Origin of the sequence: Collinsella sp. i06-0019-1H4, assembly GCF_042849575.1 — a bacterium.
Lineage (GTDB): Bacteria > Actinomycetota > Coriobacteriia > Coriobacteriales > Coriobacteriaceae > Collinsella.
Genome location: NZ_BAABYB010000001.1, coordinates 518,637 through 539,834, shown reverse-complemented (window position 1 = coordinate 539,834; position 21,198 = coordinate 518,637). Strand labels below are relative to the sequence as shown.

The window sequence follows — 21,198 nt, the reverse complement described above, 5'->3', positions numbered from 1 at the left end:
CGTCCGTAAGTAAGCGAATGTCCTCACAAACAAGTACCATAAGATGCCAAATAACAACTATCTGAAAGCCAGTACATGCACAACATTCTGCAGTTCTCGCCACAACTAACCGCACTTGAGTTTTTTTCAGGCATTGGCTTGGCTCGTGCCGGCATGGCAAAAGCCGGAATCAAAACAATCTGGGCAAATGACATAGACCATACTAAATGCGCCATGTACAGCCAGTGTTGGGGCGATGAGCATCTAGTCGAGCAGGATGTCCACACGCTCGACCCCGACCTAATACCCCAAGCCGACATCGCATGGGCGTCAAGCCCTTGCACAAACTTATCTCTCGCGGGAAACAGGGAGGGACTTATCTCTGGTAAAGAGTCCAGTGCGTTCTTTGGCTTTATTAAGGCCATCGAAGGAATGAGCGATCGTGCCCCGCGGGCACTTGTTCTCGAAAACGTCATCGGCCTTGCCACGTCTAATAACAGTGATGACTTTAGACTCGTTTGCCAGGAATTTAATCGTTTAGGCTATTCATGCGACGCTTATTTTATCGATGCACGGCACTGGCTTCCCCAGTCACGCCCACGCATGTTTGTCGTCGGATTAAAAAACCCTCTTCCCAACAGCCGACTCGATTCCTCGCTTCGACCTGAAAAGGTCTCCTGGATTCACTCCGACCCTTCACTCATTACGCACATCTCTCACCTAAACGAGCCGAGCCCACTTCGCATGACGGGCCTTGCAACGGTTGTTGAAGATATTCCCGAGGGCGACAAGCGTTGGTGGAACAAAAACCAAGTACAAGCATTTATCGACTCGCTTGCACCGCATCAAGCAGAGCGCCTTCAGCGCTTCTTAAATGCCAAAGAAAAAACTGTTCGCACTGCTTACCGTCGCACGCGATCAGGCGTTGTGCGCTGGGAAATCCGTGAAGAAGAAATTGCCGGATGTCTAAGAACGGCTCGCGGCGGCTCATCAAGACAGGCAGTCGTGATATGCGAAAACGGAAAGATAGAAGTTCGCTGGATGACTGGAACTGAATATGCCCGTCTCCAAGGTGCTGACTCATGTCAGTTTAGCGGCTTCTCGGATGCTCAGATTCGCTACGCATTCGGCGATGCAGTTGCCGTGCCAGTTGTCACTTGGCTTATAAAAAATGCAGTCAAACCCGCGCTTATGTCTTCAAGGAACGGAGTGAACAATAATGGAAATGACCAATTGCTCCTTGAACGAGCCCGATAAAGATATCTTGGATGCCATTGAACTCTGGTACGAATCCAAGCGCAGCAAGCGAGGCAATGTCAACCGTAACGTCATGGCGGTTGGTATAGGCATAAGCGAGCTGTTGCAAAACCGTTTTCCGCTCACCGACGATTATGTGCAATCGGACAAGGGGAGCCAAGTACGAGGCCTAAGTGGAGCATGCATCAAAACAGTTTTAGCCAGGCATGGGGAAACGCGTGCCTTCGCATCAGAGGGCGGCAGGACCTCACGCGGCACACTCCCGATGGCGCTTGAGCTTGCCACAATTATCAACTCTGCCCTACCCAGTGACACTTGCGAAGACGCTCGTCTTGAAGCTGCGAATGCAATCGCCAATTTCTTCGTCGAGCGAATCCAGGTCGATTTCTTTAACCGGCAGAGAATCAAAGTCGAAATTGATCTTCAAAAACCAATTTCTGTCATTGTCGATGATATCCTAGCCGAAGCAAGCCTACGGTCCGATAAGCCAACGGGTACCGTCGCACAGCACCTGGTAGGTGCAAAACTAGAGATGTTATTTCCAACCATAGAAATCGGAAAGGACAACTCAAACGCTGCCGACCAGCAAACAGACCGTTCTGGCGATTTCCAAATCAATGATGCTGCATTTCATGTGACTGTATCGCCAATGGCCAAATTGACCGATCGATGCCGAGATAACATTCGAAATGGCATTCGTCCCATCGTCGTTGTCCCCCACGATAAAGTTTCCTTCGCTTACGGACTGTTCGAAAGTGAGGGACTCGGCAATCGCGTACAGGTTATCGCGCTCGAATCGTTTATCGGCATCAATATTGAAGAATTATCGTTCTACAAGCGAGACCTAATTCGATTAAATGTCGCACGGCTTCTTGCCCACTACAACAAGCGAATCGAAGATATCGAGCCCGACAAATCTCTTCAAATAGAAATTCCTCAGTGGGCTCTAGACGAAATGGATGCACATGGCGAATAGCTCAAACATACTTATCACTCATGATCTGGACGGTACCGCGCTGGCGGCGCCTGTTGATGCCGCACGCCGCAAAGGCGCTGCATACAAGACGCGCACAATCGACGACCTTCGCATTAAGAACGATCGTCTGCGCGCCGCCATCGAGGGCACGGGACACCTGCTGTTCGACGGCGGCATGGGCACCATGCTGCAGGCGGCCGGCATGAAAGCCGGAGCCCCGCCCGAGCTGCTCAACTTTGAGGAGCCCCAGGTCATCACCGATATCCAGCGTCAGTACGTCGAGGCCGGCTGCGACGTGATCACCGCCAACACCTTTGGCGCCAACGCTCACAAGCTCGACGGCGCTGCCACCGTGGCAGACGTCTTTGCCGCGGCAGTCACCTGCGCCCGCGAGGCCGGCGCCCGCTACGTCGCCGGCGACATCGGCCCCATCGGCGCCCTGCTGCGTCCCCTGGGCACCCTCAGCTTTGACGAGGCCTACGACCTCTTTGCCGAGGAGGTGCGCGCCGGCGTCGCTGCGGGCGTCGACCTCTTTATTATCGAGACCATGACCGATCTTGCCGAGATCAAGGCGGCAGTCCTCGCCTGCCGCGAGAACTCCGACCTGCCCGTCTTTGCCACCATGACCTTTGAGGAAGACGGCCGCACCTTCTTGGGCACGAGCCCCGAGGTCGCCGCCATCACCCTCGACGCCATCGGCGCCGACGTCCTTGGCATCAACTGCAGCCAGGGCCCGGCCGAGCTCCGAGGACTCGCCGCGCGCATGCTCACCGTCACCGACAAGCCCGTTATGGTGCAGGCCAATGCGGGACTGCCCCGCGTGGACGACGACGGCAACACCGTCTTTGATATCCAGGCGCCCGAGTACGCCGCGGCCGTCGCCGGCATGATCAAGGATGGCGTGAGCGTCGTGGGCGGTTGCTGCGGCACCACGCCCGCGCACATGGCGGCCTTGCGCACGCTTATCGACAACCACACGCCCAGTCCGCGTCACCGCAAGCCCAGCATGTCGGTCACGAGCGCCCAGACGGTCGTGGACCTTCCCTGCGATGGCCACAAGATTGCCGTCATCGGCGAGCGCATCAATCCCACCGGCAAAAAGCGCCTGCAGCAGGCCCTGCGCGACGGCGATCTGGACTACGTCGTAAGTCAGGGCATCAGCCAGCAAGAACAGGGCGCCGATATCCTGGACGTTAACGTGGGCCTGCCCGAGATCGACGAGGTCAAGATTATCCAGCAGGCCACCGAGCAGCTCCAGGGCTCCACGCTCCTGCCGCTGCAGATCGACTCCACCGATCCCGCCGCTGTCGAGGCCGCCGTACGCCGCTATGCCGGCAAGCCCATCATCAACTCGGTCAACGGCAAGCAGCAGATCATGGATGAGATCTTTCCGCTGGTCGCCCACTATGGAACCAACGTCGTCGGCCTCACGCTCGACGAAGGCGGCATCCCCGATACCGCCGAGGCTCGCTTCGCCATCGCCGAGCGCATCGTGGCCGAGGCCGCCCGCTACGGCATCGGCCCGGACCGCATCCTCATCGACTGCCTGGTCATGACCGCCTCGACCAATCAACGCCAAGCCGAACAGATCCTGCGCGCCATGTCCCTGTGCAAGAAGCGTCTGGGCGTCAAATGCGCGCTTGGCGTGTCGAATATCAGCTTTGGCCTGCCCGCGCGCCCGCTGCTGGGCTCGGTCTTTTTGGCCGCCGCCTTTGGCGCGGGCCTGGACGCCCCCATCATGAACCCGGGCTCCAAGCGCTTTATGGACACCGTCTACAGCTATCGCGTCCTGAGCGTTGAGGACGAGGGCTCGACCGGATACATCGAGCGCTATGCCGGCTGGACCGATCCGTACAAGATCGCCGCCAACCCGGCAGCGGCTCAGGCCACATCGACCGACACCGTGCCCGCTGCTGGCACCGCTGGCACCGACGGCAACGACGACCCCATCCGCCACATGGTCGTCTCGGGCCGCAAAGGCGAGATCGCGGCCGAGACCGAGCGCCTGCTGGCCGACCACGACGCTATGGACCTCATCAACAACCACTTTATCCCCGCCCTCGATGAGGTCGGAGTCCTCTTTGACCAGGGAAAGTTCTTCTTGCCGCAGCTCATGGCCTCGGCCGAGGCCGCGCGCGTGGGCTTCGACACCATCAAGCGCCTGATGCCCGCCGGCGAGATTGCCGACAAGGGCAAGATCTGCGTGGCCACCGTTAAGGGCGATATCCACGACATCGGTAAGAACATCGTCAAGATGCTGCTCGACAACTACGGCTACACCGTCTTTGATCTGGGTCGCGACGTCGATCCGCAGGAGGTGCTCAAGACCGTCAAGGAGCGTGACATTAAGCTCGTCGGCCTCTCGGCGCTTATGACTACCACCGTCGTGGCCATGGAGGAGACCATCAAGCTGCTTCATGCCGAGGTGCCGGGCGTCAAGATCATCGTGGGCGGCGCCGTGCTCACCCCCGAATACGCCAAGCAGATTGGCGCGGACTACTACGCCAAGGACGCCGCCGAGAGCGCGCGTATCGCCGAAGAGGTCTTTGGGCAGTAACACAACGGAAACAACCGAGCACTAAAACGTGCCGCACGCGCCACCTGGCGCGTGCGGCACGTTAAAATAGATAAGACTATGCTCGTTTTGGCAGATAGGAGCGCAAGGATGGCGATCACGCCCGCAGAAATCGCGGAAACCCGCGGCATGGTTGAGGAGCAGAACCTCGACATCAGGACCATCACCATGGGTGTTTCGCTCATGGGTTGCGGCGACGAGAACCTCGACCGCATGTGCACGAAGATCTACGACCACGTGACGCACACGGCTGAGCACCTGGTCGAGACCGCCGAGAACCTCGAGCGCGAGTACGGTATCCCCATCGTCAACAAGCGCGTTTCCGTCACCCCGGTGGCGCAGATCGCCGCGTGCTGCAAGGATGAGGACCTCACCCCCATCGCGCATGCCCTCGACCGCGCGGCCGAGACGCTCGGCATCGATTACCTGGGCGGTTTCTCCGCACTCGTCCAGAAGGGCATCGGCGACGCCGACCGCCGCGTCATCCAGTCCATCCCCCAGGCGCTTGCCACCACCAGCCGCGTCTGCTCCAGCGTCAACGTCGCCAGCCTGCGTGCCGGCATCAACATGGACGCCGTGCTCATGGCCGCCCAGACCATCATCGATGCCGCTAAACTCACGGCCGACCAGGATTCCGTCGGCGCTTCCAAGTTTGTCTGCTTTGCCAACATGGTCGAGGACTCCCCGTTTATGGCGGGCGCCGTCCACGGCGGTGGCGAGGCCGACGCCGTCATCAACGTAGGCGTCTCGGGCCCCGGCGTTATGGCGGCAGCCCTGGAGACGCTGCCCGATTCCGCATCGATGATGGAAGTCGCCGAGAAGATTAAGCAGACCGCCTTTAAGATCACCCGTGCCGGCGAGCTCATGAGCCGCGAGGCCGCCCGTCGCCTGGGTGTCGAGAAGGGCATTGTCGACCTGTCGCTGGCTCCCACGCCCGCCATCGGCGACTCCGTCGCACGTATCCTCGAGATCATCGGCGTGGGCACCTGCGGTGGCCCCGGCACGACCTGCGCGCTCGCCATGCTCAACGATGCCGTCAAGAAGGGCGGCGTCATGGCCAGCTCCAGCGTGGGCGGCCTTTCGGGCGCCTTTATCCCCGTGTCCGAGGACGCCGGCATGATCGCTGCCGTCGAGGCCGGCGCACTTTCGCTCGAGAAGCTCGAGGCCATGACCTGCGTGTGCTCCGTTGGCCTGGACATGATCGCCATCCCCGGCGACACCCCGGTCGAGACCATCGCCGGCATTATCGCTGACGAGATGGCCATCGGCGTCATCAACAATAAGACCACGGCCGTACGCGTGATTCCCGCTATCGGCAAGGGCGTGGGCGACTGCGTTGAGTACGGCGGCCTGTTTGGCCGTGCACCCATCATGCCGGTGAACCCCAACGCCGGCACCGTGCTTGCCCACCGTGGTGGACGCTTCCCGGCACCGCTGAACTCGCTGAAGAACTAGCTGAGGGGGACTGGCGAGGAGCCCCGGGGAGGGCAAATATATAAGGTCGCCTGCTCGGACAGTCCTGACTCGCACGGAGAGCACATTAAGTGCTCTCCGGCTCGTGCGGAACTCGCGATCGACCTTATATATTTGCCCTCCCCGGGGCTCACGCACAACGGGACCTCGGTTGGGTTCTATCCCTTTGGCAGTCGCTTCGCTTCTGCCCTACTTTGCTGGTATGGCGGTTTGGCGTTGGATCGGTTCTTTCTGATATATGCTGGTTGCGGCTCTTCTTTTGGGAGGAGTCGCTTTTTTGTTGCTAGGAGGTTGGCCCGTGGTTGATGGGGATGCTCGCTCTGAGCTTCTTTCTGCTGATTGGAATGACGAATGGATGCGCTTGCAAGCTGATCGGCATCGGGCTGATGATCCTTTTGAGTGGGATAAGCGGGCTCGGCATTTTCGGCCATCGGAGACTGCCCCGTATGCTCGGGATTTTATAAAACTGCTGGCGCTTGAGCCTGGTGAGTCGGTGCTCGATATGGGGTGTGGGGCTGGGTCGATTGCTATTCCGCTTGCTCAGGCTGGGCATCCTGTGATTGCAGCCGACTTCTCCCCCGCTATGTTGGGCACGCTTGATGCCGGCGTTGAGTATTACGGGCTCGAGGATCGCATTACACCGCTTGAGCTTGCTTGGGATGATGATTGGGATTTGGTTGGACCGGTCGCAAAAGCGGTGGATGTTGCCTTTGCCAGTCGCTCTGTCACCACGACCAACCTAAAAGGCGCACTTGCCAAGCTTGATCGAACGGCTCGTCGGCGTTGTGCCGTTACGATGGTCGCCAACTCGAGCCCGCGTTATGACCTGCACTTGATGAATGCCATCGGCGCCTCGGTTACCTGCAGCAATGGTTTTGTGTACGCCTTTAACATCCTTATTCAGATGGGTGCACTGCCACAGGTCACGTATTTTGAATCACCCCGCCGCGACACCTTCGATAGTCTCGAGGCAGGCGTGGCAGACTTTTCTCGCATGCTCGAGCACGGCAACGAGGACAAGATCGACCGCCTGCGCAACTATATCGCCCACCACATGATCGAGAACCCGCATGCCGGTGAGCCGGGATCCAAGGGCGTACCGCAGGGACGCTACATGCTCGACCACATCCGCAAAGTCCGATGGGCGTTTATCGCCTGGGAGCCGGTCTCCGTACCCCGCCCGTAGCCCATCTAAAGCTTGCATCGTCTTCCCGCCCGGCATCCGCATTCTTTGCGAACTGGGCAAACGCGCTCCACACCACGCCGTTCCTGCGCTATCGTGGGACAGCTCACGTAGATTAAGGCCCCATTGCGGGGCGCCCCATACATAGAAAGCGAGAACCCATGGCACTGACAGGAGCCCAGGTCAAGCAGCTTCGCAGCATGGCCCATCACCTCAACCCCGCCATCATCATCGGTAAGTCCGATGTCAACGAGGGCACCGTCGAGCAGACGGTCGCCTACCTGGAGAAGCACGAGCTCGTTAAGTGCTCCGTGCTGGACGGCTCCAGCCTTTCTGCCCGCGAGGCCGCCGAGGAGCTCGCCGAGCGCTGCCACGCCGACGTCGTTCAGGTTATCGGCCGCAAGTTCTCGCTGTATCGCGAGTCCTCGCGCAAGGATATCCAGAAGATCAAGCTCGTCTAAAACCGGCTGGTCATACCGAACAAGTCTGCGGGCGTCCGAGTGATTCGGACGCCCGTTTTTTATCGCTCGACAAGCACGCGCTTGAGCCTGCCTTCGACCAGGCGCTCATACAGGCGCCTTGTCTCGGGCTCGGGCACGCCTTGAACCTGCTCTCGCAGGTGGTGCATGTGGCCGCTGTATAGCTCGACAACATCGCGGCGTCGTCCCGCCGCACCGTAAACGCGCATGGCACAGCGAACCATGTCCTCGCGCGCAGTCTCTTGGCGAAGCCCCGATTCAACGAGCCAAATTGCCGATTGCAGGTCATTTTCCTCGAGAGCGGCATTCGCTCCCCTAATCATGCAGTCGATGTACTTGGATTGCATAATGTGGCGCATGCGCGTAAAAAACGTGGGATTGCAACCGGTGGGAACATACAGCGGCCCCGCGTAGAGCTGCTCAACCTTAAGACAAAGCTCAACCAGGTGAGGGCCTCTCGCGCCCATACGGTTTCCCAGGATCTCGCGGCTCAGCTGGTCAAAGAGCCTTACATCGGTCTTAACGTAGTCGCCGTTGAGCCCTATGCACTCGTTTTGGATGAGCACGCACGACTTGCCATCCGGCGTTGGACCCAAAGCCGAGCGCAAGCGCGATACCGTCGAATACAGATTGTTGCGCGCCGCGCTAAACTCGGCATGGGGCCACAACTCCATGGCGATTGTCTCGCGGTCGACCATGGCATCCATGCCCAACGCGAGCCGCTCGGCAAGTGTTGCCGCCTTTTTGCGACGCCACATCTTATCCGTGATGGGAAAGCCGTCGCGCTCGGCGCGAAATGTGCCAAACATGCGCATCTCAATATGGCCGATCGTATCGACAGCCTCAACCTCGCCCGCCTGGAACAGGTGCTCGCTTTCGCCCTCAAAATCATCGCGTAGTGAATACCGCGAAAGCTCACGCACCGGAAGCTTCTTGCGAATCCTGACGGCAGGCTCGCCCAGACAGTGCATCGCAAGACGCGCAAATAGCCGATACGATGGGTCTAAAATCCCCGAGCGATTCATAGACATCCAGGCGGCAAGATCGCTATCGCGGCCCGCAGCGGCCAGGTGCAGCGCCACGATCCAGGCTTCTGAGCCACCGACCTGCGTCTTGCTAATGTCGAGCAGCTCCGCCTCTTCGCGAACCGATACCAGCGACGTATTGCGCAGGTACGCCACGCGCTCCAGCAGCAACGCGTTTTCGCGCATGTACGCAATCGATTCGTCGGCGAGCTTGAGCACCTGAACCGCACGGAACTTCGCGTTGACCGGCCGCCCCTCCGCCAGCGATTGCCAACCCTCCAGCAATAACCCAAACAGCTGAATTTGATTGTCACGAACACGCACCGCAAAGCGGTCGAGCTCGCCAAACGCCACATCGTCGGTCACGGGCAAGCCCGCGAGCAGGCGCCGCGCCGCGAGCACCATACGCAGCCAAATGGATGGTGCCTTAAGCCCGCGGATATCGAGCGCCTCGAGTATCTGCGCCATCTTGTCATCGCGCTCGTCGGGTTTAGCAAACGAGCCGTCGAACAGCTCCACCAGCATATGGTCGGCCTGTATGAGAATCCCCGCGATGTCGAGCTCGCAATCATAAGCTTTGCACGCCTTGAGCTTCGCGAGAACATTGCCGTCTTCCGCTCGCTCGGTTAGGTGGCGCTTGACCTCGATATGCGCGGACAGCATGTCGAGCACCTCGCAGGATGTCTGTTCTTGCACAACAGGGTTGGCGGGAAGCCCCAGGTCATTGTCGCCGTAAAAGGCGATGGTAAGCGCCTGGGCTATTTTCCAGGTAGCGGGGTCGACCTCGCGGGCCGCCTGGTCACCCGCACGTTCGATAACGGACGCCATATACCTTGCGAGCTTTGTATTGCACACGCTGACAGCCGCCAGATACACGCCGAGTGCCTCGGCGGCTGTCGGCTCTTGCTCCTGCTTTTCCGCATTGATCATCGCCGATGCTGCACGGCAAATGTCCCCTCCATGCCCGGTCAGGGCAAGATCGGCCCCATACTGCCCGGCAAGCTCCAACACCACACGGCGGTCCAAGAACGCATCGGCCAGGTCCATGGCCAAATCGCATCGGGCCGCCTTTATCAAAATGCGAGCAGCCCGCGATACTAGTTCGGGACGGATCTCGGCAACAAGCTTTCGCAGCCTCAGGCGCGCGTTGTCCTTAGCACCCAAACACCTAAAGGTGCGATCAGACGGATCCACGCCAAAAATCGGATAATCGCGCACAAAGATAGACTGGTCGACCATCGAAAGCCTCACACCGCACGCCTCTAGCTCCGCAATGCGGCCCTCGCCCATCAATACCATCAAGCAGGCAACGGTAAACAACAGGTTGTTCTCGAGCGATGCGAGATCGGCCAGCGCCGCACCGTACACGTTGACGATTTCGTTCTCGAGCAACCCGGCAACATCGCCCTGTCCATACATCCCCGTCTGCAAGGCAGATACCAGCTCTGGCACACCTTGCGTGAGCCGATAAAAATCGAGCGATGTGCTGATAGAGAACGCCGTGGCCCATGACGAATACTCATAGGCGTGCACCTTGAGCATCTGCGCATTGACTTTTACAGAATCGCCCAGCCCGTGGATAAGCAATCGGTTGGAGGGGCGGCAGGCAATAAAGACCCCCGTCCCCGTAGCACGTAAGCTGCGGATTCGATCGATGAGGTCCTCGGTTTCGTGCTGCTCGAGATTGGGCACGTTGTCGATCGCAACGAGCGAATGAGGTTTGTCCTTAAGCTCATCGGCGACAACCTCGAGCTGCATAAAGAGCTCGCGTCCAATCGCGCGGTCGGCCTCGATAATCCGAACCGGCCCTCGCGTGGGATCCGATTTAACCTCCTGCACGTATTGCAGCAACACCGACGTCTTACCAAACCCGTCGGGCGCGTAGAGCAAAACAATTCCCGCCTTGCGCCCTTTAACGATGAGCTCGTTCATCAAGCGATCGCGCCGCACCATATAGCCGCCGCCCGTCGGCATCAACTCGAGGTCGTCCGTATTGCCCAGATCGTTTACCATACTTGCTCCTCAACTCGACCATATGGACACCGTAGCTGCAGGACCATAATAGCCGCCCCGTGAATAGCGCGGCTTAGAGTTTTTAATTGTCTGCCGGTACGTGTTTGGCAAGTTTTTGTACAGCGAGGCCCGATGGTAACTTATCCCCCGACCAATAGGTCTTTGCGCAGGTCAATGCGCTTGCCAGCATGTCCCATCCCATTTGCAGTGTAGCGCAGTCGGCTATTTTTATTTGAGTTGCGCAACTCGCCTACTCCTCGCTACCGCCTGCGACTCTATGGTGGCAAATGTGCACAGAATCTGCTATAGAATGAATCACAAAAATTTAAAACCCTCCAGTCAAGCACGCGGCAAGGTTTCCGTCATGTATACGCCACGGCGTATGCCCACTAAAAAGGCCCCCGCAAAGCGAGGGCCTTTTGAGAAACTATGTAAGATCGCTGATCGCGTTACTCGCAGAGCGAAAGAGCGGCCTCGTCAGCAACGACAACGCAGTTGGTGTGCAGCTGCAGGATCGAAGCCGGGCATTTGGGCGTAACCGGACCATAGCACATATCGTGCACGGCCTGAGCCTTGGCCTCGCCGTTGGCGACAACCAGGATCATGCGGGCATACATGATGGTCTGGGTGCCCATGGTGTAAGCCTGACGGGGCACGTCATCGATGCTGTCGAACAGGCGGCTGTTGGCCTGAATGGTGCTCTCGGTGAGGTCGACGCAGTGCGTGCCCTTGGAGAAGTGGTCATCGGGCTCGTTAAAGCCGATGTGACCGTTGTTGCCAATGCCGAGCAGCTGCAGATCCGGGTAACCGGCGGCAGCGACGATCTTGTCGTACTCGGAGCAGGCAGCGGCGGCATCGGGGTTGGAGCCATCGGGCACGTGCGTGTTGTTCAGATCGATATTGATGTGATCGAAGAAGTTCTCGCGCATAAAGTAGTGATAGCTCTGGGGATCGTCGTGCGAAAGACCACGATACTCGTCCAGGTTATAGGTGCTGACCTCGGCAAAGTCAATGTCGCCCTTCTCGTACCAAGCAGCGAGCTGTTTGTAAGCGCCAATCGGGGTGGAGCCGGTGGCAAGACCCAACACGCAATCGGGCTTGAGGATAACCTGAGCCGAGATGATATTAGCGGCCTTGCGGCTCATATCCTCGTAGTCTTTAGCTTTAATGATTTTCATTACGCGTCCTTTCTCGTACAAGAGAGGCAAGGCTCCCCTTACAAGCACTTGCCCGCGGCCCGCGTCGGCCGCAACCAACGTGTGCGGCCACCAGGGCGAGGTCGCGTAATATATGTGTCTCGTGTCTAACCGCGTCGGGGCCCCTGCCCGTCCACGGTGACCCAAAGCTGTTTAGCCTCGGACGTTTCCCATCTTGCCACGGAGGGCGCCCTCTTTCAAGGGCGCCCTCCGTAAACGTGTTTGAATTGTAGGCTAAAGGCCAAGCGGAGCGACTAGCGCTCACGCGCGACGATAAGCTGGTCCATCTCCTCGACATGCTCGCCAACGGAACCCTTGATGCTCGAGAACTCAACGGAGTTACACACCAAGATGGGAACCGTCACATCGTAGCCCTCGGCAGCAATTGCCTCGCGATCGAACTCGATGAGTACATCGCCCTTATGGACGATGTCACCCACTTGCGCATACACAGTAAAATGTTTGCCCTCGAGCTGAACGGTGTCCAAACCAACATGGATGAGCACGTCTAGACCATCGACCGTGTTGAGCGCAACGGCATGACCCGTGGGAAAAATCGCCTCGACCTTAGCGTCAGCCGGAGCAATCACACGTGTACCCGTAGGCTGAATCGCCACGCCCTGGCCCAAAAGGCCGGTAGCAAACGTCTGGTCTTTGACCTCGGATAACGGAATGACGTCGCCCGAGATGGGAGCATCCAGCGTAAGGACTCGACCACGCATACCAAAAGACCTCAGGACTTTAGTGAACATGCTCCCCCTCGGACATACCAATCAATCAAAATAACTTTAACAGTTTACCACTTGGCACCCGTTTTTGACCATTAGGGAAGTTCGCGCTTGACAACCTCGACGATGTCGTCAACCACACGCTGGGTCAACTCGTGCGTCTCGGCCTCGGCCATCACACGGACCAGCGGCTCGGTGCCACTCGGACGTACCAGAATGCGGCCGCGACCGTTGAGCTCCTTCTCGGCGGCAGCGACGGCGTCCCAAATGGGCTGACAATCGTCCAGGCCGGCCTTATTGTCGGAATGTACGTTGACAAGTACCTGCGGGTACTTCTTCATGATGCCGGCAAGGTCGGTGAGGGTGCGGCCGGTGCGCTTGAGCACGGCCAGAAGCTGCAGGGCCGTCACCAAGCCGTCGCCGGTGGTGTTGTGCTCCAGGAAGATGATGTGGCCGGACTGCTCGCCGCCGATGACGGCACCGTCCTCGAGCATACGCTCGAGGACATAGCGGTCGCCCACGGCGGTCTGCACCATCTCAAAGCCCTGCTCCTTCATGGCGATGGAGAAACCGAGGTTGCACATAACGGTCGAGACGATCTCGGAGTTGGCGAGCTTACCGCGAGCGGCCAGGTCAGAGCCGCAGATGGCCAGGATGTAGTCGCCGTCGATCTCGTTGCCCTCGCTGTCCACGAACAGCACGCGATCGGCGTCGCCATCGTGAGCCAGACCGATGTCGGCGTGGGTACGCAGTACGAGCTCACGCAAGGGCTCAAGATGAGTGGAGCCGCACTCGACGTTAATGTCGGTGCCGCAGTAGTCGGTGTTGATGGCATGGACCGTGGCGCCCAGGCGCTGCAGTGCGGCGGGCGTGGTCTGGCAAGAAGCGCCGTGGCCGCAGTCGACGGCAACAACCAAGCCGTCGAGCTTAAGGCCGTCGAGCGTGTTGATGGCATGATCGACATATGCCTTGCGGGCGTCCTTCATCTTGATGATGTGACCCACACCGGCGCCGGTCGGCAGCGTGTCGGCAGCCATGGCCTCCTCGGACATGACCCAGGCGCTGATCTCTTCCTCGACAGCATCGGGAAGCTTCATGCCCTTGCGGCTAAAGAACTTGATGCCGTTGAACTCCGGCGGATTGTGCGAAGCAGAGATGACGATGCCGCCGTCGAGCTCGTTTTGGACGGTGAGCAGCGCCACGGCCGGCGTAGGGATAACGCCGCAGCAGTGCGGTCGGCCGCCCTCGGCCATAATGCCGGCGGTCAGAGCACTCTCGAGCATGGTGCCCGAAAGACGCGTGTCACGGCCGATGCAAATGTCCGGACCAAGGAACTTGGTCGCCGCACGGCCAAGACGAAACGCGAGGTCGCACGAGAGGTCGGCGTTGGCGACGCCGCGGACGCCATCGGTACCGAAGATGTTCTGGGGCATAGGATCGCTCCTTCCCAAGTGGGCAAAACGCAGTCGCCCACCCTAGTCGAAAAAGAAAAGCGGGACCCGCCGAGCAATCGGCAGGCCCCGCTTGTACATTGTATCTCGTAAGGAGATAAAACCTTAGCGCTTGGAGAACTGGGGAGCGCGGCGAGCCTTCTTGAGGCCGTACTTCTTGCGCTCGACCACGCGAGCATCGCGCGTAAGGAAACCGGCCTTCTTGAGGTCAGCACGGTAGTCGCCAGCGTTCAGAAGAGCGCGAGCGATGCCCAGGCGCAGAGCGCCGGACTGACCGGAGATGCCGCCGCCATCGCACAGAGCGATAACGTCGAACTGACCGGCGGTGTCGGTCACCTTGAAGGGAGCAAGGGCGTTCTCAACGAGCTGATGACGGCCGAAATACTGCTCGGCGTCACGCTTGTTGATGGTCACCTTGCCGGTGCCGGGGACGAGACGGACGCGGGCGACGGCGTTCTTACGACGGCCGGTACCCTGGTAGACAACGGTGTTCTCAGCCATCTTTAAGCCTCCAGCTCAATCTTCGTGGGGTTCTGGGCAGCGTGCGGATGCTCGGCACCAGCGTAGACCTTAAGCTTGGTCATCTGGGCACGGCCGAGGGTGGTCTTGGGCAGCATGCCGCGAACGGCGCGCTCGATGACCTTCTCCGGGTGCTTCTCCATAGCCTGGCGGAAGCTCTCAGCCTTGAGGCCGCCGTTGTAGCCGCTGTGGCGATAATAGGTCTTCGTGTCGGCCTTGTTACCGGTAAGCTGGACCTTATCGGCGTTGATGACGACAACGAAGTCGCCGCAGTCGCTGTTGGGCGTGAACTGGGGCTTGTTCTTACCGCGCAGGATCATTGCGATCTGGGTGGCAAGACGGCCCAGGACAGCACCATCGGCGTCGACGAGAACCCAGTTGCGCTGGACCTCGCCCTGCTTGGCGTAGTGAGTCGATTTCGAAATCACTTAGACTCCTCCATGTACAGTACGTGTTGTTACAGAGATTCACGGGGCTCTGCAAGTAACCCGTCCATATTACCCCGCTCGTCGCCCGAGTCAACAGGTATTTTGGCTCTGACCAGACTTTCTGCACATGTCGTCCATGGGTCATGACGTCGCGACGCTAGCGCTCGACAAACGCCTCGATATCTCCCAGCAATCGCTTTGCCTCCTGGCGGCCCTGAATATACAGGTCGAGGAGCTTTGCCGGATCGTGCTCAACGTGGCCGACCTCGACCGGCTTTTGCGGAGCAACGACCAGCGCACGGCCCTCGCGCTCATACTTCCACAGATGCATGCGTTGGATGTTATAGCGGTCGTGGCGCGTCTCGATAGCCTCGAGCAGGTAGGGGTAGTCGGCATAGCGGGCGCGCGCGGCGGGCATAAACTCGTAAGGCTTTTTCTCGTATGAGCGGTCCTGCGTAACGATAACGACCGCACGGTCGAAGCCCGCCTCCTCGAGCACATGCTCGATAGGGACCGAATCGGCTACGCCGCCGTCGACGTATTTGTGCCCGTCAATCTCGACCGGCGGCGTCACCAGCGGCAGCGACGTCGAGGCGCGCACGGCATCGAGGTCGAGCACGGCGCTTTTGACCGGCAGGTACGCGGCGGTTCCAAAGAGCATGTCCGTCGCGGCGGCGTACATCTCGATGGGGCTGGCGTCGAACGTCTCGTTGTCAAAGGGATCCAGGCGGTCCTGGACGTCGTTAAAGATAAAGTCGTAACCCACAATAGAGCCCGTGGACGCAAACGATGCGGCACCCATGTAGCGGCTGTCGTTACAGAAAGCCAGGTTGATGCGGTTGGCACGGCCGATCTGGTGCGACTTGTAGTTGACGCCGTTGAGGGCGCCGGCCGATACGCCATAGACAGCCGGAATCTCGACGCCGACCTCCATGAGGACGTCGAGCACGCCTGCGGTAAATTGCCCGCGGAAGCTGCCGCCCTCCAAAACGAGCGCGACCTTGCCGGCGTTCTTTGCCCTATCTTCTGCAGTCATATTGACCTCCTGCTGTTTCGTTTGGGCTTCTTCTACCCAGTTTTGGGATAGAGAGCGCATTGGTTTTGGAGTTGCGGAGGACGGGGCGGTCGGCGGGAAAGCGCGTCCCACTCTGCGTTGCTGCGGCGCATGGCAGGCTGAGATTCGATATCATCGCATCTATATAGGTTTGAGGCTTTGCGCGGAGAATCCGCGTATTTGCTTCGCAAATCCGCACCGGCTTCGGCCGCCTGCCGGCGCCCTCGCCCGCGGGCTAAAAACGCTCACGCGTTTTCTTTACGCCCGCGCCCTGCGCAGAGTTCGATTCTCCGCGGTATCTGTATGTAATAAAAAAGCAGGTAGAAACACTTCTCTACCTGCTTGTAACTATTGGTGGAGGCGCGGAGAATCGAACTCCGGTCCACGAAAGCCCCCTGATTGGCATCTCCAAGCTCAGTCGCTGGTTTTGTCTCGGACGCTTTGCGCGCAGCGACACGCTCGCGGCATCCCAACCGGTTCGGTCTTAGCCCGCGCCATACCGATTACGTGCGCAGGAGCATTCCCCTAAAATGACGTCGCGCCGGTGTCGGGGAAATCACCGGGTTGACGCGCCGCTATAAACTAAGCAGCGAGAGCCATAGGCTCAAAAGAAGAGTTGTTGTCAATTCAATTTGACGGTACCCCTGTTTAACGAGGCGAGGAGACCTCGGCTTGCTTCCTCTCTCAGAGCTATCGTGTCGAAACCAGTCGCCCCCGAATGTCGGGAAAGTCTGGATGGCATTGGGCACGAGCACCCAACACCCGTCGACTTTTCAAGGAACACGCGGGGTGAGCCCCGCTCGTGGATAGCTATCTTACCACGTTCTAAAGGCGGACAGCTGCTCTATGCACGAGCTGTGAAGACCATAATGTGCACCACACTTCGCACTTTTGCTACCGGACACGTCACGTATATTTTCGCCAAGCAAAATTGACCCATCGAAAGGACCGTTATGGATACCAAGCAGCAACTCGTCAATGCCCTCGCAGGTCTGGGCTCAACCATTACCGAAGCTATGGATGTCATCGAAGGCTTTGTCCCCTGCGGACATCCCGCCCTCACGGTATCGAACGCACTCGTCGTGCTGGACGCTGACGATGATGCAGCTCTCGCCCAGCAGCTTGAGACCGTCGAGGGCTTTATCGACCATGTGAGTGAGAACCGCGGCGTGTCCGCCTACCACGGCATCGAGGTCGAGCTCGCGGGTCCAAAAGCTGATCTGCTCGCAGCAATCTGCGAGGTAGGCGCCCTTATGCAGACCGCAGGCGTCAAGAACACCCAGGTCAACGAGTGGGTCTACCGCAGTCTGGCAGCACTCGATAGCTCCGACGAAAAGGCAGCCGAGCAGCTCGCAGAAAGTCCCGCCATTAAGGCCGAGCTTTTGTAAATAGCAGATGCGGGTCCCTTGGCGCATCGTCGTCCAAGAGGCCTGCAAACAGTTCGCGTCAACTGATAGCCGCGCCGCCGCGTTCGGCCAAAATAAGAATCGGCATCATTTGACGAGGTGTCTTTGCTGCAAGATCGGCATGTTCGAGCAGTTTGCGATCGTTAGTTACCAAGTAATCAACCTGGGCGCGTTTGCATGCGGCGAGTACCAAGTTGTCCTCGTAATCGCAATGGAGCGCTAAGTATTTGTCGGCTAGCCACAGATCGGATGCGTCTGCGCCCACGGCGGTGGCGTTTTCGGTCATATTTCGAACAAACGCCAGCGCGGCCTCGCCTATCGCTCGTGCCGATGCTTCGTCGGCCGAGCCTTTTTTAGCAATAACCCTGCGCTTCAGCTCGTGTTGGACAACGTACAGTACATCCTTGGCGATATGCACCGGAAAGAGCAACGTTGCGCCAGATTCCGCAGCCCGTCCGATAAACGCACGCGCGGCAAGCGACTCGGCATGGTCGACGCAAAACGAATCAACCCATACGTTGGCATCCACCATTATTTTGAGGGGAGCCCCGCTCACAGGATCATCCCCTTTTGGCGATAGCGCTCGTCCATGGCTTCGGAATAGATTGTGTCCCAATCGCGATCGTCGGATACGGGCAACGTAGCGATGCCCAGGTCCGCGTAAAGCTGATCCGCCGCCGCCCATGATGCGGCGAACGGAGTATCGGGCGCGACGGTCTGCTGCCGGTCGTCGACGGCCGCAAGCACTTCCTCGCACTGCCCGCCACCCTGCGCGACCTTGGCCACCACCTTTTTGATGAGCTCGGGCAGTGACCCGCCCGAAAGCCGCAGCGCTTCCTCGGCACGGTTCTTGACCTGGCGATCCACGCGAACGTTCACCTGCGCCATGCCGTCAACAGCACCCATCTCAACCTCACCTTCGACTTCCGCTATCTTAGCTAGCACAACTATATATTGCTGCTAGCACATGGTCAAACGCAAAAGGCCTGCATTCTGGCGGCTGCAACACCGCCCAAATGCAGGCCGAAAACTAAAGTAAAAGTGCTAGCGCAGATATGCTTTCGCGTTGCTCAGGCTGTAGGCAATCGTCGAGCCATTGTGCAGCAACGACGACGTCTGCGGGGTAATCGCGCCGGTAATGCCGAGCGCCAGGAGCGCCGAGTTGGTGAGCATCACCTTAGAGTAGGAGCTCGTCAGACGATCAATGAGGCCCTGACTCATGCGGCGCAGGCGCACGATCGCGGCGAGATCCGTATCGGTCAGGATGATATCGGCGACCTCCTTGGCGATGTCGCTTCCGCCACCCATCGCCAGGCCCACGTCGGCCAAACCGAGCGCCGGCGAATCGTTGACGCCGTCGCCCACCATGGCAACGTGGCGCCCCTCGCCCTTGATGCGCTCCACATACGCGTACTTATCCTCGGGCAGCAGCTCGGCCTTAAACTCGTCGACCCCCGCCTCTCGCGCAATGCGCTCGGCCGTGCGCTCGGAGTCGCCCGTAAGCATAACGACATGTTTGACGCCCAGCGCATGCAGATCGGCGATGGCCTCGCGCACTCCGGGCTTGAGCGGATCCTCGATGCCGAGCACGCCCACGACCGTGCCGTCGACCGCCAGGTACAGCGGCGACAAGCCCTGCATCTGGGACTCGATGCGCTCCTTGATGTCGGATTCGAGCTGCGCGCCCTCATCCTCAAACACAAAGTGTGCCGAGCCGATAATCGCGCGACGCCCCTCGATGGACGAAGCGATGCCGTGCGCCACGATGTACTCGACGGCGGCATGGCGCTCTCGGTGCTCGAGCCCGCGCTCGCGGGCGGCGTTGACCACGGCACGCGCCACAGGATGCGGGAAATGCTCCTCCAGGCAGGCAGAAAGGCGCAGGACCTCGTCCTCGCTCCAGCCGTCGGTCGTCAGCACACAAGCCAGGCGCGGCTGCGCCTCGGTGAGCGTGCCAGTCTTATCAAACACAATGGTGTCGGCCTTGGCAAACGACTCAAAGTACTTCGCGCCCTTGACCATGACGCCCATCTTGGCGGCATCGCTCATGGCGGTCATGACGGCGACGGAACCCGTGAGCTTGAGTGCGCACGAGTAGTCGACCATCAGCGCCGCCGAGGTCTTGATAAGGCTGCGCGTGGTGAGCGCAACCAGGCCCGCGAGCAGGAAGTTCCACGGGACGATCTTGTTGGCAAGGTCCTCCATATGCGACTGGCCCTCGGACTTGAGCGAGTCGGCCGTCTGCACGAGCGAGACAATTGAGCGCAGTTTGGTTTGCGCCGTATTGGCGCGCACACGCACCAAGACGCTGCCGTCCTCCACGACGGTGCCGGCGAACACGTCGTCGCCCACGCTGCGCTCGACGGCAAGCGGCTCGCCGGTCAGGGTCGCCTGGTTGACCATGGCGCTCCCCTGCTCGACAACACCGTCGATGCAAATGGACATGCCAGTGCGCACGGCCACCAAGTCGCCGGGCTCGAGCTCGGTGGCGGCAACGCTTACCTCGGTGTCGCCGACGACCTTTTGCGCCTTGTCGGGCACATCGAGCAGCGAGTTGATGAGCTCGTTTTCGCTCATGGCGCGGGTGTAGTCCTCGAGCAGCTCGCCCACGTTGAGCAGGAACATCGTCTGGCCCGCGGTGTCGATATCACGCTTGACGAACGAAATGCCGATGGCCGAAGCGTCGAGCACGGGAACGGTCAGGCGCGGCTGCGCGAGCTCACGGAGGGCGGCGCGCAAAAAGGTCATGTAACCGGCCACGACAAACACCGCACGCAGGGGCGTGGGCAGAAACCAGCGACGTGCGTAGTGGGCGCCGATAAGCGTGGCAAGATCCATGACGAGCTTGTGCTTGCGCGGCTCGAGTTGCATCACGTAGCCCGACTTGGCATCGGCGATAGCTTGAGCATCGAGTGCGCCCAAGGCGTCGAGCACGCTCGCGCGGCGCGGCTCATCGTATTCGAGCGCCATCTGGCCGATGCGGCCGTAGACGCGCACCTTGTGCACGCCGTCGATGTCGCCGCCAAGCTTAAGAAGTGCATCGAGATCGCTCTCTGGCACAGGACCCGCCAATTGAAGACGGGTCCTGCCGGGGATCTCGCTAATAATCGAGAATCTCATAGTTTGTGCCTGGGAGCGTTACTCGGCTGCCTCGTCAGCAGCGGCCTCGCTCTGGGTGATGTAAGCAGCCTCGGCAACCATGTCGTCGACATTAGCCTTGGCCTGCTCGACCATGTCCTGGTAGCCGTTCTTGATGCGCATGCCGCACGCGATACCCTGCACGCAGGCATTCTTTACCGGAGCGCTGGTGAGCAGCTTGATGCCGGCCGTACCGAGCAGAAAACCGCCACCGACAAGCAGGGTGTTAAACGTCGACTTCTTCATGTTGCTTCTCCCTTTTGCCGCATTGGACGCGGCACGGTGCCTCAGCACCCGAGTAAACAAGTTTGCTCGAGC

19 protein-coding genes and 1 other RNA gene are annotated in these 21,198 nt (G+C 59.5%); 7 read left to right on the top strand and 13 right to left on the bottom strand.

Going from position 1 to position 21,198, the window contains the following annotated elements; translation table 11 throughout:
* Positions 1-75: 75 nt before the first annotated feature.
* The 4 genes from ACGHEN_RS02220 to ACGHEN_RS02205 all read left to right on the top strand — a co-directional run bounded on the left by ACGHEN_RS02220 (position 76) and on the right by ACGHEN_RS02205 (position 6,242).
* Complete coding sequence (locus ACGHEN_RS02220) at positions 76-1,236, top strand: DNA cytosine methyltransferase (protein WP_117790239.1); 1,161 nt, start codon at positions 76-78, stop codon at positions 1,234-1,236.
* The gene (locus ACGHEN_RS02215; protein WP_117800482.1) at positions 1,199-2,212 is read left to right on the top strand and encodes a DUF4928 family protein; all 1,014 of its coding nucleotides are present in this window, start codon (positions 1,199-1,201) and stop codon (positions 2,210-2,212) included. Before ACGHEN_RS02220 ends, ACGHEN_RS02215 begins: the two co-directional genes overlap by 38 nt.
* On the top strand, positions 2,202-4,769 hold the full coding sequence (locus tag ACGHEN_RS02210) for a homocysteine S-methyltransferase family protein (protein WP_390397062.1): 2,568 nt from the start codon (positions 2,202-2,204) through the stop codon (positions 4,767-4,769). Before ACGHEN_RS02215 ends, ACGHEN_RS02210 begins: the two co-directional genes overlap by 11 nt.
* A gap of 108 nt (positions 4,770-4,877) precedes the next feature.
* Complete coding sequence (locus ACGHEN_RS02205) at positions 4,878-6,242, top strand: PFL family protein (RefSeq protein ID WP_117843357.1); 1,365 nt, start codon at positions 4,878-4,880, stop codon at positions 6,240-6,242.
* 176 nt (positions 6,243-6,418) lie between these two features.
* Here the strand turns inward: ACGHEN_RS02205 and ACGHEN_RS02200 are convergent, their stop codons facing one another.
* Entirely contained in the window at positions 6,419-6,691 is a 273-nt protein-coding gene (locus ACGHEN_RS02200) for a hypothetical protein (protein WP_147350659.1), read from the bottom strand.
* On the opposite strand from ACGHEN_RS02200, the gene ACGHEN_RS02195 reads away from it, so the two are divergent.
* Together ACGHEN_RS02195 and ACGHEN_RS02190 are read left to right on the top strand one after the other, a co-directional pair.
* Positions 6,616-7,446, top strand: coding sequence for a methyltransferase domain-containing protein (locus ACGHEN_RS02195; RefSeq protein WP_390399354.1), 831 nt, complete (start codon positions 6,616-6,618; stop codon positions 7,444-7,446). The genes ACGHEN_RS02200 and ACGHEN_RS02195 overlap by 76 nt on opposite strands.
* A gap of 158 nt (positions 7,447-7,604) precedes the next feature.
* The gene (locus tag ACGHEN_RS02190; RefSeq protein WP_390397059.1) at positions 7,605-7,904 is read left to right on the top strand and encodes a YhbY family RNA-binding protein; all 300 of its coding nucleotides are present in this window, start codon (positions 7,605-7,607) and stop codon (positions 7,902-7,904) included.
* Between the two features lie 59 nt (positions 7,905-7,963).
* Here ACGHEN_RS02190 and ACGHEN_RS02185 read toward each other — a convergent pair whose 3' ends face one another.
* From ACGHEN_RS02185 to ssrA, 8 genes are all read right to left on the bottom strand, one after another.
* Positions 7,964-10,960: a BTAD domain-containing putative transcriptional regulator gene (locus ACGHEN_RS02185; RefSeq protein ID WP_390397056.1), complete on the bottom strand. Its 2,997-nt coding sequence runs from the start codon at positions 10,958-10,960 to the stop codon at positions 7,964-7,966.
* A gap of 449 nt (positions 10,961-11,409) precedes the next feature.
* Positions 11,410-12,138, bottom strand: coding sequence for a glucosamine-6-phosphate deaminase (nagB, locus tag ACGHEN_RS02180; protein WP_349116551.1), 729 nt, complete (start codon positions 12,136-12,138; stop codon positions 11,410-11,412).
* A gap of 272 nt (positions 12,139-12,410) precedes the next feature.
* Complete coding sequence (locus ACGHEN_RS02175; protein WP_390397052.1) at positions 12,411-12,908, bottom strand: PTS glucose transporter subunit IIA; 498 nt, start codon at positions 12,906-12,908, stop codon at positions 12,411-12,413.
* A 71-nt stretch (positions 12,909-12,979) separates the two neighbouring features.
* The gene (gene glmM / locus ACGHEN_RS02170; RefSeq protein WP_349073807.1) at positions 12,980-14,317 is read right to left on the bottom strand and encodes a phosphoglucosamine mutase; all 1,338 of its coding nucleotides are present in this window, start codon (positions 14,315-14,317) and stop codon (positions 12,980-12,982) included.
* Positions 14,318-14,440: 123 nt separating this feature from the next.
* Positions 14,441-14,836, bottom strand: a complete 396-nt coding sequence (rpsI, locus tag ACGHEN_RS02165) for a 30S ribosomal protein S9 (protein WP_022094634.1) — start codon at positions 14,834-14,836, stop codon at positions 14,441-14,443.
* 2 nt (positions 14,837-14,838) lie between these two features.
* On the bottom strand, positions 14,839-15,282 hold the full coding sequence (rplM, locus tag ACGHEN_RS02160) for a 50S ribosomal protein L13 (RefSeq protein WP_022094635.1): 444 nt from the start codon (positions 15,280-15,282) through the stop codon (positions 14,839-14,841).
* 157 nt (positions 15,283-15,439) lie between these two features.
* The gene (locus ACGHEN_RS02155; RefSeq protein WP_390397047.1) at positions 15,440-16,318 is read right to left on the bottom strand and encodes a patatin family protein; all 879 of its coding nucleotides are present in this window, start codon (positions 16,316-16,318) and stop codon (positions 15,440-15,442) included.
* Positions 16,319-16,688: 370 nt separating this feature from the next.
* Positions 16,689-17,052, bottom strand: a transfer-messenger RNA (tmRNA) gene (gene ssrA / locus ACGHEN_RS02150).
* Between the two features lie 237 nt (positions 17,053-17,289).
* On the opposite strand from ssrA, the gene ACGHEN_RS02145 reads away from it, so the two are divergent.
* Positions 17,290-17,724 carry a hypothetical protein gene (locus ACGHEN_RS02145; RefSeq protein WP_349116549.1) on the top strand — a complete coding sequence of 145 codons (435 nt, stop codon included), beginning with the start codon at positions 17,290-17,292 and terminating at the stop codon, positions 17,722-17,724.
* Positions 17,725-17,782: 58 nt separating this feature from the next.
* Here the strand turns inward: ACGHEN_RS02145 and ACGHEN_RS02140 are convergent, their stop codons facing one another.
* From ACGHEN_RS02140 to ACGHEN_RS02125, 4 genes are all read right to left on the bottom strand, one after another.
* Positions 17,783-18,298 carry a type II toxin-antitoxin system VapC family toxin gene (locus ACGHEN_RS02140; RefSeq protein ID WP_390397044.1) on the bottom strand — a complete coding sequence of 172 codons (516 nt, stop codon included), beginning with the start codon at positions 18,296-18,298 and terminating at the stop codon, positions 17,783-17,785.
* Positions 18,295-18,648 (bottom strand): hypothetical protein, encoded by a 354-nt coding sequence (locus ACGHEN_RS02135; protein WP_390397042.1) that lies wholly within the window; start codon positions 18,646-18,648, stop codon positions 18,295-18,297. Before ACGHEN_RS02135 ends, ACGHEN_RS02140 begins: the two co-directional genes overlap by 4 nt.
* A 138-nt stretch (positions 18,649-18,786) precedes the next feature.
* Entirely contained in the window at positions 18,787-20,802 is a 2,016-nt protein-coding gene (locus ACGHEN_RS02130; protein WP_390397039.1) for a heavy metal translocating P-type ATPase, read from the bottom strand.
* A 78-nt stretch (positions 20,803-20,880) separates the two neighbouring features.
* Positions 20,881-21,126 carry a DUF6110 family protein gene (locus ACGHEN_RS02125; protein ID WP_055250999.1) on the bottom strand — a complete coding sequence of 82 codons (246 nt, stop codon included), beginning with the start codon at positions 21,124-21,126 and terminating at the stop codon, positions 20,881-20,883.
* Positions 21,127-21,198: the final 72 nt, after the last annotated feature.